Below are 10,164 nucleotides of genomic sequence, written 5' to 3' on the forward strand. Positions count from 1 at the left end.
ATGCGCGATACGCTCGGGATTGATGACGTCGAGAAGCTACGCAAGATCAACATGGCCCTCATCGAGCGCGTCGAGCGGTCCATGGATCAGCAGGGCAATGCCTTTTCACTGTTTCAAACGGCGATCGGTCTTGAAGCGCAGGTGCGGCAGCGCACCGATGAACTGACGAGCGCATTGCGACGGATCGAACAGACCAACCGCGCTCTGAACGCCGCCAAGGAAGCGGCCGAAGCGGCCAATATTTCCAAGACGCGCTTCATTGCCGCCGCGAGCCATGACGTGTTGCAGCCTCTCAATGCCGCGCATCTGTCCATTTCCGCGCTGGCAGACCTGCAAACGAGCGATCAGGGCAAGAAGCTTGCCCGACAGGTCGAGCAATCGCTCGACACCATGAACGAACTTTTGCGCACGCTGCTCGATATCGCCAAACTCGACAGCGGCGTGATGAAGCCGGACATCGTGAACCTGCCGCTCGACGCGCTGCTCGGCAGCCTGAGCAGCGACTTTCAGCAGATCGCCGCCGCCAAGGGCCTGCATATCCGCTTTCGTCCGACCGATGCGATCGTGCGTTCGGACCGCGGAATGCTGCGTCGGGTGCTGCAGAACATCATTTCCAACGCCATCCACTATACCAGCCGGGGCGGGGTGCTGATCGGTGCCCGCAAGCGCGGGGCTTTGCTGCGCATCGACATCGTCGATACCGGCATTGGGATCGCCGAGGACCAATACGAGGCGATCTTCGAGGAGTTCCATCGCGGCACGATGCCGGCGGGCGGTGATCTCGGCGGTACGCCGGGGCTTGGGCTGGGACTGTCGATCGTGCAGCGCATGGTGTCGGCACTCGGTCACCACATCACCTTCACCTCGCGGCCTGGCCACGGCACGGCGTTTCACCTTTACGTGCCGTTCGGCCAGCCCGATCTCGTGCGCGGACAGACCCGCGAGTATGCGCCAAGGCTGCCGATCTCCAACCATCTCTTCGGCGCCAATGTGCTTCTGATCGAGAACGACCGCTCGGTCATGGAAGCGATGCTGACCCTTCTGGAAAGCTGGCACTGTTCCGTCAGGATCGCGAGCCACAGCAGCGAGGCGATCGGGCTGCTTGCCGATCCGGCCTGGCGGCCGGACATCGTGATTGCCGACCAGCATCTGGACCACGGAGACCTGGGCTCCGTCACCATCGAACACATCCGCTATTATCTTCGCCGGCAGCTGCCGGCTCTCATCGTGACCGCCGACCCTTCGGCCGGCCTCGAGGCGCGCTGTAAGACCCGAGAGATCGAGGTCATGTACAAACCGCTGAAACCAGCCGAGTTCCGTGCCCTGGTCGAGCATCTGCTTGCGGCGGGAAGAGCGGAGTGAGCGTGGTCTGGCGAGGTAAGTTCAGGAATTATCCCGCGCGAACGCGTTCAGGTCGGCGATATCGAGTTTCGTCATCTCGATGACGGCCTGGGTGCGGCTGTACACGTTCAGCTTTCGCAGGATCTCGGAGACATGGGCCTTGATTGTGGTTTCGCCCACGCCGAGTTCGTAGGCGATCTGCTTGTTCAAAAGCCCCTCGCGGAGCATTTGAAGCACGCGCAATTGCTGAGGTGTCAGCGTTGCGACCCTGCTGATCATGGCCTTGCGCCCGCTGTTGTCCACATGATCGCTCGGAGGTTCGTAAAACTCCGGTACGTAGACTGCACCCGCCATCACGCGCTGAACAGCGATGGTCAGTTCCTGTTTGCGTACGGATTTCGGGATGTAACCGGCAGCGCCGTAGGACAGCGCTTCGGAGATGATCCGCGAATCCTCGTGGCCCGAAATGACCACCACCGGGACACGCGGAAACTGGGAACGGATGGCGAGCAGTCCTTCGAAGCCGGTCACGCCCGGGATGGCCAGGTCGAGCAGAACGAGGTCGAACGTCTTGTGCTCGTTGAGGATCGTCAGCGCACTTTGGAAATCCGCAGCGTCCACGGTCTGTATTTCCGGCCCCGCCAGAGCAAGAGCGCTGGTGAGTGCTTCTCGAAAGAGCGGATGATCGTCGACAATCAGAAAGCGTGGCATCCAGACCCCTTAAATCGGCTCGGCGCATTCGTCACGTATAAAATTCGGAATTTATACTTTACGGCTCTTGGAACGTTTACCTTGTCAAAACTGTTTCGGAACCCAGTTATCGAATCCGGGCTGGTTGGAATACGTTGCGACTGAACAAATTTTTTGCATCTGCGAAGTAGCCTTCACGGCATGTTACAGTGAAAGCGAAAATGTTGCAGGTGCGGACGCAACCATCCCTCTGAAATCCCATTGTGTTTCCTAAATTACCCGATAACGCTGCTGCCGATTGGTGCGGCGCACAAAAGTCGCGTTCGGAGTGGTGTGATGTCTTTGACTGAGATTTATTGGCGGGCCCTGCGTTACCTTGGGCACCAGCGCACGGGCGTTCTGTTCGTCTGCGCGGCCAATATCGTTCTGGCGGTGGTAACGATTGCCGAGCCCATTCTTTTCGGCCGCGTCATCGATGCCATCGCCGAAAAGCAGGGCATCTTCGCCACGCTTGGCCTTTGGGCCGGTTTCGGCGTCTTCAACATCATCGCTTTCGTCATCGTCGCCCGCAGCGCCGACCGCCTGGCCCATCAGCGCCGGGTTCAAGTTCTCGGCGATTCCTTCGAGCGGGTTATCCGCATGCCGCTGTCCTGGCATCATGAGAAGGGCACATCGAACGCTTTGCACACCATGCTGCGCGCGGTCGACACGCTGTTCGGCCTGTGGCTCGAGTTCATGCGCACGCATTTGACGACGGCGGTCGCGCTCGTCCTCCTGGTGCCGACTGCGCTCGTCATGGATCTGCGCCTCACGATGGTGCTGTTCGTTCTCGGCGCATTGTATTTCATGATCGGCCGCTTCGTCATGAAGCGCACCAAGGAAGGTCAGGCGGCTGTCGAGCGCTATCATCATGACGTCTTTGGCCATGTGAGCGATTGCATCTCGAACGTTTCCGTTCTGCAGAGCTACAACCGCATGGACAGCGAAGTGCGCCAGCTGCGCATCCACACGTCCCGCCTGATCAACGCACAGTTCCCCGTTCTTGACTGGTGGGCGCTTGCCAGCGGCTTGCATCGCATGGCGTCGACGATCTCCATGATCGTCATCCTCCTGATCGGAGCCATGTTGGTGTCTGCAGGCGAATTGCGTGTCGGCGACGTGGTGGCTTTTGTTGGCTTCGCCAATCTCTTGATCGGTCGTCTCGACCAGATCATGCAGTTCGTGAACCAGGTGTTCGAGGCACGAGCCAAGCTCGTCGATTTCTATGCACTCGAAGATGCCGCTCCGGCGCTGGACGAGGCAGAGCAGGGCCGGGACATTGGTCGTGTCGAGGGCCATGTGCGCTTCGAGAACGTTTCGTTCTCGTTCCCAAATTCCGGCCATGGCATTTTCGATCTGTCGTTCGAAATTCCTGCCGGCAAGACGGTTGCGATCGTCGGCCCAACGGGTGCCGGCAAGACGACGCTGATCAACATGCTTCAGCGGGTCAACGATCCGGCAGAAGGCCGCATTTTCATCGACGGCATTGATGTGCGGACGGCAACGCGCCGTTCGCTGCGCGATAACATCGCCACCGTTTTTCAAGATGCCGGGCTGCTCAACCGCTCAATTGAGGAAAACATTCGCCTCGGTCGGTCGGAAGCCGGTGATGACGAGGTTCTGCGAGCTGCACAGGCGGCGGCGGCCGATGGTTTCATCCATGGCAAGGCTCAAGGCTTTGCGACGCTGGTCGGCGAGCGCGGCGGGCAGCTTTCCGGTGGTGAGCGCCAGCGTATCGCCATTGCCCGGGCCGTGCTGAAGGATGCGCCGATCCTCGTTCTCGATGAGGCAACCAGCGCGCTCGACGTCGAAACGGAACAGCGCGTCAAGGAAGCGATCGACGAGCTGCGGCGCGACCGCACGACGTTCATCATCGCGCACCGTCTGTCGACGGTGAAGGACGCCGACTTCGTGATGTTCCTCGACCAGGGGCGTCTCGTGGAAGCTGGATCGTTTGGCGAACTCGCTGCATCGAGCGGACGCTTTGCAGCGCTGCTTCGCGCCGGTGGGCTGTTGACCGACGACGAAGTACGCCGCGTCAGCCACCTGGCGGCTGCCGCTTGACCGACTGCGATTTCGCGATCTCACAGTTCCTTGTCGCCCGTCACGATCAGGCGGGCGACAATCCCAATTCCGGCCAGCGCTGCAGATAGATCCGGAACCAGGGCGTGATTGTCTCCGGGTTCAATCGGGCTTCGTGCTGCAGCTCGTCGATTTTCACCCAGCGCACCTCGTCGACTTCTGTCGGATCGAACGGGATAACGGCGTCGGGATCTTCGACAGTGCCTTCGAACACGTGAACCCGCTCGTGCTCCGTCAGCCCTCGACCGACATCGGCCCTGTATTCGATCACCGCGCGCGGCTCGAGATCGATTTCCAGGCCAAGCTCTTCCCACAACCGGCGGGTCGCGCAGGCTGAAGGGTCTTCCTCCCAATCTGGATGGGTGCAGCAGGTGTTCGCCCACTGGCCCGGGCTATGATACTTGCCGCCGGCGCGCCGCTGGACGAGCAGCCGGTTCCCACTGAAGACGAAAGCCGAGATCGCCAGATGCTTGATGCCGCGCCGATGCGCATCGAGCTTCTCGACAGGATAGAGCGCGCCATCATCGTCGATCGCAGCGATGATCCGGTCGTCACCACAGCGGGTCGTGTCTGGGGAGCGCATCAACGGCAAAGGCATATGCTCTCCCCTCTGTTCATGGCGGCTGCGCGCCTTGCTTTAGGCGACAGCGCGCGACAAGGCGCAGTGTGACCAGAGATCGCTCAGTGCATGTAGCATTTCAGCCATCGCCCCATCGTCATGCACCGGGGACGGCGTGATGCGCAAGCGCTCCGTCTTCTTCGGCACGGTCGGGTAATTGATCGGCTGAACGTAGATGCCGTAATTGTCGAGCAAAAGGTCCGACAGCCACTTGCACTTTGTCGGATCGCCGACCATCACCGGGACGATGTGGCTCGGGTTCGGCATGTAAGGCACGCCGATCGCGTCCAGTCCCTGGCGGAACTTCGCCACGCGATCCTGGTGGCGCAGGCGCTCGAACTGGCTCTGCTTCAGGTGCTGGATCGAGGCCAGCGCGCCTGCGGCAAGCGCCGGCGGCAGTGCGGTGGTGAAGATGAAGCCGGAGGCGAAAGAGCGCACGAAGTCGCAAAGCGCGGTGGAAGCGGCGATGTAGCCACCCATCACGCCGAACGCCTTGCCGAGCGTGCCTTCGATCACCGTCAGGCGGTCCATCAGGCCTTCGCGCTCGGCAATGCCGCCGCCGCGCGGGCCGTAGAGGCCGACGCCGTGCACTTCGTCGAGATAGGTCATGGCGCCGAACTCATCGGCGACGTCACAGATCTCCTTGATCGGCGCGATGTCGCCATCCATCGAATAGACGCTCTCGAAGGCAATCAGCTTCGGCGCCTTCGGATCGGCAGCTGCGAGCTTCGCACGCAGATCGGCAACGTCATTGTGCTTCCAGATGACGCGCTCGGCTTTCGAGTGGCGGATGCCTTCGATCATGGACGCGTGGTTCAGCGCATCGGAAAAGACGATGCAGCCAGGGATTTTCGAAGCGAGTGTTCCGAGGGCCGCCCAGTTCGAGACGTAACCCGAGGTGAAGAGGAGTGCAGCTTCCTTGCCGTGCAGATCGGCGAGCTCCTGCTCGAGCAGCACGTGGTAGTGGTTGGTGCCGGAAATGTTGCGGGTGCCGCCGGCGCCTGCGCCACAGCGGTCGATCGCTTCCTTCATGGCCTCGACCACTTTCGGGTGCTGGCCCATACCGAGATAGTCGTTCGAGCACCAGACGGTGACGCTCTGCTCGCCATTTTCCGTGAAGCGGGTCGCGTGCGGGAATGATCCATTCCGACGTTCGATGTCGGCAAAAACGCGGTAATTGCCTTCTTTGCGGAGGTCCTCCAATTGGCCTGCAAAGAAACTTTCGAAATCCATCATCGCGTTTTCCTCCCCCTACTCGACATGAACTTTAGCGGGTGCGACGGGCGCTTTCGCGCCAAGTTGTGTCGCCCCGACCCCAGACCGGCTCCAGTTCCAGATCGCGTCCACCGGCAGCGGCAGGACGAGGAACCAATGCTCGACAACGGCAAGAACCAGAAGCGTCAGAAGCAGCGTCAGGCCGGCGATTTGCGCGGCATCACTTGCGTCGATGAGGGCTAGGCCCATCGCTGTGGCGATGACTGTCGAGATGGTAATCGAAACCGGAAAGAAAGCGTTCATCGAACGCTTTCGTAAGAAGCTTTTCAGATAGGCAAGATGCGGCGGCAAAAGGCTTTCGCCAAGATTGCGCACCCCGAAATGCAGGTTGAGCTTGGCGCTGGCGCGCATGCCCCACAGGATCATGAAGGTCCAGAAACCCACCTGGTTTTCCGCACTCCAAGTCAACAAGGCGATGACGATCGCCGCCGCGACGATCAACAGTTCGTGCCAGATGATCGCGCCGATGGCGTGCCCCATATGGGCGAGCCCGCTGCAATGGGCGTGGCAGGGTCGCGTCCGCGTCCCCGTCACGAAGCCCATGAGGAAACTCATCTCGATGAAGGCCCAGATGGCCAGTGCGCTGGTGAAAGCGCCATAGACCGCCGAAACGCCCGCTTGCGTTCCGGTCCAGGCGAGACCGACGAGACCCGCAACCAACATCACCGTCGCCCCGGCCATACTGAAACCGTATGTGCGCCGGGGTAGCCCATCCAGGAAAAGGATCGCTCCTGTGGCGAACCACCAGAGGAACAGGGCGTAGGCGATGGGTGCGAGATAAGCGCTCACGGCTTTTTGCTTACCAGACCGGCTGGAGGCGGCTTGCCTCCGGCAGTGCATTTTCCTTCACCGGCAAAGCGTAGAGGCGGACGAAGATCGCCCCCGCGCGTGCAATCAGCATGGCGCGCGAAGCTTTCGCCCTCACGCCCTGCTTGCCGTTGAGGTCGTTCAGCTTGGCGTTGATGACGCTGAGCTTTTCCAGGCCGCGCGCGAATTTCGGATTGTCGATGTCGAGCACCAGCGGGAACACCTGGCGGGTGATCTCGCTCGTCAGGTGGAAGACGCGGTAGTCGTACTCGACCGGATCGATGCCGAGCGCCTTGTGGAACTCCGGGCGTGCCTGATCGCGGACATACATCGTGGCGAATACTGCGAGCAGGAAAAAGCGCACCCAGAGCTTGTTGGTGCCGACCAGATAATCGGGATTGGCCCGCATCAGCAAAGCGAAGGCTTCACCGTGCCGGAACTCGTCGTTGCACCACTTCTCGAACCATTTGAAGATCGGGTGGAAGCGGCGCTCCGGGTGACGCTCGAGGTGCCTGTAGATGGTGATGTAGCGCGCGTAACCGATCTTTTCTGACAGGTAGGTGGCGTAGAAGATGAATTTCGGCCGGAAGAAGGTGTATTTCTTCGCCTTCGTCAGGAAGCCGAGATTGACGCCGATGCCGAATTCCTTGAGCGCATCGTTGATGAACCCGGCATGGCGGGCCTCGTCGCGGCTCATCAGGCCGAACAGCTTGACGATGTCCGGGTTCTGACCGCGCTTCTTCATCTCCTTGTAGAGCACGCAGCCAGAAAATTCCGCCGTCAGCGAAGAGACGAGAAAGTCTACGAATTCGTTTCGCAAGCCTTCCGGCAGCGCTTCGAAATCGATCTTGTCCCAGTTCTCGTCGCGCTTGAAATGGCCCTTGTTGGGATCGGCTTCCATTTCGGCGATGAGGGCATCCCACTCGCGGCGCACGGGCTCGACATTGGTGCGGTCGAGCTCCGCGAAATCGGTGGTGTAGAAGCGCGGCGAGAGCATGGTGGTTTCGGTCGCCATGCCCGTCGTGTCGCGCGACTGGAGAGAGAGTGTTTCGATGGTCATAGCCGTTCTCCCGACGAGAAGCTGAATTCCAAGAGTTCCATAAATTCGAAGTCGCCGGTCATGCGCACCCAAAGCTTCTCCGGGGAGGATGCCTTGGTCACCGTTGCCATGCGGTTGAAGATGGCCTTTTCACCATAGGGCACGGCGATCTCCGGGCCGTGGACATGCACGCTGTCGCCTGGCTCTATTTCGATGTCACCGGACAGTTCCATGTGCGCGTGCAGGCTTTCGAAGGTGTGGCACACCTCGATGCGGCAGGGCAGGTCGATCCGGGTGCGCGTGAGCGTGAGCTTTTCCATCATCATGGTCGTTCTCCCTGAGAAGTGGTCGGCAGTGCCGCGGCAAGTTTCCGGTCGTCCAGGAAGCGCTCGAAGGCGGCCCGGTTGGTTTGGCCGAAGGCATCCAGAGCAACGAGCCGGCCGGTTGCCGGATCGGAGAGGAGCACATGGCCGTCCTGCGTGCGCTCAAGCGCGAAGGGGAGGTCGTCAGAGATGTCGCGGCGTTTGCGCTCGTTGGCAAGCCCGCGCATCGTGGCGCGCAGGAAGCCGCCTTCGCCGGGCTTTACGCGCTGCAGCACATGGCCGGTGCGGGCATCGATCACATCAACAGCGCCGTTGGAGCGATCCGCAAAAGAAAGCTGTACCGCGGCGACCGTGTGGGCCGGCCGATCGATTGCGCCCAGGCCGAACCCGCCGACCGCAGCGAAGCCGATCGACAACACCATAACCGCGACCATCCAGGCGAGCGGGCTCGCATAGATGCGCTGCTGGCCGGGCTTTGACATGATGTTGATCGGCGCCATCAGATTATCCCCTTGCCGGTGCGGGCTGCGCTACCTGTTGGGCAGGCCGCTCTACGTTCGAGACAACGGTAAAGCGCGGCTGAACCTGGCCGGCGTCGGCGGCCAGCGCACGGGCAACGTGCTTGGCCACGACATCCGCATCTGCAACGGCACGCAGCATCGGCTGGGGATCGCGCAGCGACAACGGGCGCACATGCGGCCAGAGGAGGAGCCAGGCGATCCGATCCGGACGCGCGACCTTCAAAGCGATATTGCCTGCGCCGGATTTCGTCAGTGGCCGCACAGCGGCACTCTCGATGCGCGCGAAGGGAATGTTGAGCGTGACGGGAAGCGCGAGGCCCGAGCGGATCAGCAGGCGCTTGCTCGTCAGTGTGTAGATCGTGGTCCGCGCATAGGCATAGCCGAGACCGAGCAGGATGCCGATGCCGGCGAGCGCCACCGGCACCATCCAGGCGGCATGGACCAGGGCGGCGGTGACGCCAAGGCCATCATAGAGTGCCGTCACGAAGCGCCATGAAAGCAGCAGCCCGAAGTAGATCGCCACGGCGCGCAGGTGAAAGGCATCCCTTGAAAGCGCGCGCCAGTCCGGCGAGCCCTGCCAAAGAAGGGCCTCGTTCTGGGGTAAGGCTTCGGGCAGGCCGGGGGCGTGGTCGAACGCGAAATCGTCGTGGGAGACAGCGCTCATATCAGGGGCTCCAGACGCTCGGGTATCGCGTAGAGATGGCCTCCCGCGAAATACGCCATGATCTTGTCTTCCTCGAGCAGCGTGATCCGGTCCATTGCTTTGAGACCCGGCACGTCTGCGAATTGGGCAGATGTCAGCGACTTCACGTCGACCTGCGTTTTCTTGATGCGGGCGAGATTGTGCGGGACGAGCACGTGGCGCCCGCCCGTCAGTTCCACCTCGAGATAGCGGACCATGTGCTCGGCCCGATCGACCCAGAGATCGGTGACGGTGGCCGCCTGTCGGCGGTCAACGGCTATCACCGGGAGGCCACGGGGATCGAAATCCCCCATCGCGATCATGAAATGGGTGTCGCTCGACCAAGGCACGATGCGCAGGCGGCCATCATGCGTCATGTCGGGGCGATCATCACGCTCCGCCCAGGCGGCCGGACCGACGCCGTCGACGAGAGGATTGCCGGTTGGCGTCAACGGTGCGCCGGGCCATGGCGCTAGTCGGGCAGCGGCGATCGGGCGGTTGTCACGCTTGTTGTTGGGCACGGTGTAGGGGCCGGCCCCGTGGGGGCGGAAGAAGGTCTTCGGCTCCGCCATCAACAATTCGTTTGGTCGATGAATCTCGCCGGTGGGATCACGCTCGAGCGGATAGCCCTCGCGACGATCTTCGCGACGGATGTAGAAGACGAGGCCGGCGAAGAAGAGCCAGAAGGCGTAAAGCGCCAGCTGAGCAACGTCCATGTAGCCTGTGATTGCGCCGATTTCCATTGC

Annotated in this window: 11 protein-coding genes; 2 read left to right on the top strand and 9 right to left on the bottom strand. The window is 61.4% G+C overall.

What is annotated here, in order from left to right:
* Positions 1–1,362, top strand: coding sequence for an ATP-binding response regulator (locus QQL76_RS00955; protein WP_499205975.1), 1,362 nt, complete (start codon positions 1–3; stop codon positions 1,360–1,362).
* 21 nt (positions 1,363–1,383) lie between these two features.
* Here QQL76_RS00955 and QQL76_RS00960 read toward each other — a convergent pair whose 3' ends face one another.
* The gene (locus QQL76_RS00960) at positions 1,384–2,052 is read right to left on the bottom strand and encodes a response regulator transcription factor (RefSeq protein WP_404863715.1); all 669 of its coding nucleotides are present in this window, start codon (positions 2,050–2,052) and stop codon (positions 1,384–1,386) included.
* A gap of 315 nt (positions 2,053–2,367) precedes the next feature.
* On the opposite strand from QQL76_RS00960, the gene QQL76_RS00965 reads away from it, so the two are divergent.
* Positions 2,368–4,134: a glucan ABC transporter ATP-binding protein/permease gene (locus QQL76_RS00965; protein ID WP_499205976.1), complete on the top strand. Its 1,767-nt coding sequence runs from the start codon at positions 2,368–2,370 to the stop codon at positions 4,132–4,134.
* A 46-nt stretch (positions 4,135–4,180) separates the two neighbouring features.
* Here the strand turns inward: QQL76_RS00965 and QQL76_RS00970 are convergent, their stop codons facing one another.
* From QQL76_RS00970 to puhA, 8 genes are read right to left on the bottom strand one after another with little or no spacing between them, the layout of a single operon-like run.
* Positions 4,181–4,750 (bottom strand): isopentenyl-diphosphate Delta-isomerase, encoded by a 570-nt coding sequence (locus QQL76_RS00970; protein ID WP_499205977.1) that lies wholly within the window; start codon positions 4,748–4,750, stop codon positions 4,181–4,183.
* A 39-nt stretch (positions 4,751–4,789) separates the two neighbouring features.
* On the bottom strand, positions 4,790–6,004 hold the full coding sequence (gene hemA, locus QQL76_RS00975; protein ID WP_499205978.1) for a 5-aminolevulinate synthase: 1,215 nt from the start codon (positions 6,002–6,004) through the stop codon (positions 4,790–4,792).
* Positions 6,005–6,022: 18 nt separating this feature from the next.
* Positions 6,023–6,835, bottom strand: a complete 813-nt coding sequence (gene puhE, locus QQL76_RS00980) for a DUF3623 domain-containing protein (protein ID WP_499205979.1) — start codon at positions 6,833–6,835, stop codon at positions 6,023–6,025.
* A gap of 10 nt (positions 6,836–6,845) precedes the next feature.
* Positions 6,846–7,913 (bottom strand): magnesium-protoporphyrin IX monomethyl ester (oxidative) cyclase, encoded by a 1,068-nt coding sequence (gene acsF, locus QQL76_RS00985; RefSeq protein ID WP_499205980.1) that lies wholly within the window; start codon positions 7,911–7,913, stop codon positions 6,846–6,848.
* Positions 7,910–8,218, bottom strand: a complete 309-nt coding sequence (locus tag QQL76_RS00990; protein ID WP_499205981.1) for an O2-dependent cyclase accessory protein — start codon at positions 8,216–8,218, stop codon at positions 7,910–7,912. Before QQL76_RS00990 ends, acsF begins: the two co-directional genes overlap by 4 nt.
* Positions 8,215–8,715, bottom strand: a complete 501-nt coding sequence (puhC, locus tag QQL76_RS00995) for a photosynthetic complex assembly protein PuhC (protein WP_499205982.1) — start codon at positions 8,713–8,715, stop codon at positions 8,215–8,217. Before puhC ends, QQL76_RS00990 begins: the two co-directional genes overlap by 4 nt.
* Positions 8,716–8,719: 4 nt before the next feature.
* The gene (puhB, locus tag QQL76_RS01000; protein WP_499205983.1) at positions 8,720–9,400 is read right to left on the bottom strand and encodes a PH domain-containing protein; all 681 of its coding nucleotides are present in this window, start codon (positions 9,398–9,400) and stop codon (positions 8,720–8,722) included.
* Positions 9,397–10,161: a YlmC/YmxH family sporulation protein gene (gene puhA / locus QQL76_RS01005; protein ID WP_499205984.1), complete on the bottom strand. Its 765-nt coding sequence runs from the start codon at positions 10,159–10,161 to the stop codon at positions 9,397–9,399. The genes puhB and puhA overlap by 4 nt, the downstream gene beginning before the upstream one ends.
* Between the last annotated feature and the right edge of the window lie 3 nt (positions 10,162–10,164).

The organism is Rhizobium albus (assembly GCA_030160035.1).
Lineage (GTDB): Bacteria > Pseudomonadota > Alphaproteobacteria > Rhizobiales > Rhizobiaceae > Georhizobium > Georhizobium albus.

Coding starts and splice junctions, on each gene's coding strand:
- QQL76_RS00955 (WP_499205975.1), top strand. CDS start 1: ATGCGCGATACGCTCGGGATTGATGACGTCGAGAAGCTACGCAAGATC.
- QQL76_RS00960 (WP_404863715.1), bottom strand. CDS start 2,052: ATGCCACGCTTTCTGATTGTCGACGATCATCCGCTCTTTCGAGAAGCA.
- QQL76_RS00965 (WP_499205976.1), top strand. CDS start 2,368: ATGTCTTTGACTGAGATTTATTGGCGGGCCCTGCGTTACCTTGGGCAC.
- QQL76_RS00970 (WP_499205977.1), bottom strand. CDS start 4,750: ATGCCTTTGCCGTTGATGCGCTCCCCAGACACGACCCGCTGTGGTGAC.
- hemA (WP_499205978.1), bottom strand. CDS start 6,004: ATGGATTTCGAAAGTTTCTTTGCAGGCCAATTGGAGGACCTCCGCAAA.
- acsF (WP_499205980.1), bottom strand. CDS start 7,913: ATGACCATCGAAACACTCTCTCTCCAGTCGCGCGACACGACGGGCATG.
- QQL76_RS00990 (WP_499205981.1), bottom strand. CDS start 8,218: ATGATGATGGAAAAGCTCACGCTCACGCGCACCCGGATCGACCTGCCC.
- puhC (WP_499205982.1), bottom strand. CDS start 8,715: ATGGCGCCGATCAACATCATGTCAAAGCCCGGCCAGCAGCGCATCTAT.
- puhB (WP_499205983.1), bottom strand. CDS start 9,400: ATGAGCGCTGTCTCCCACGACGATTTCGCGTTCGACCACGCCCCCGGC.
- puhA (WP_499205984.1), bottom strand. CDS start 10,161: ATGGAAATCGGCGCAATCACAGGCTACATGGACGTTGCTCAGCTGGCG.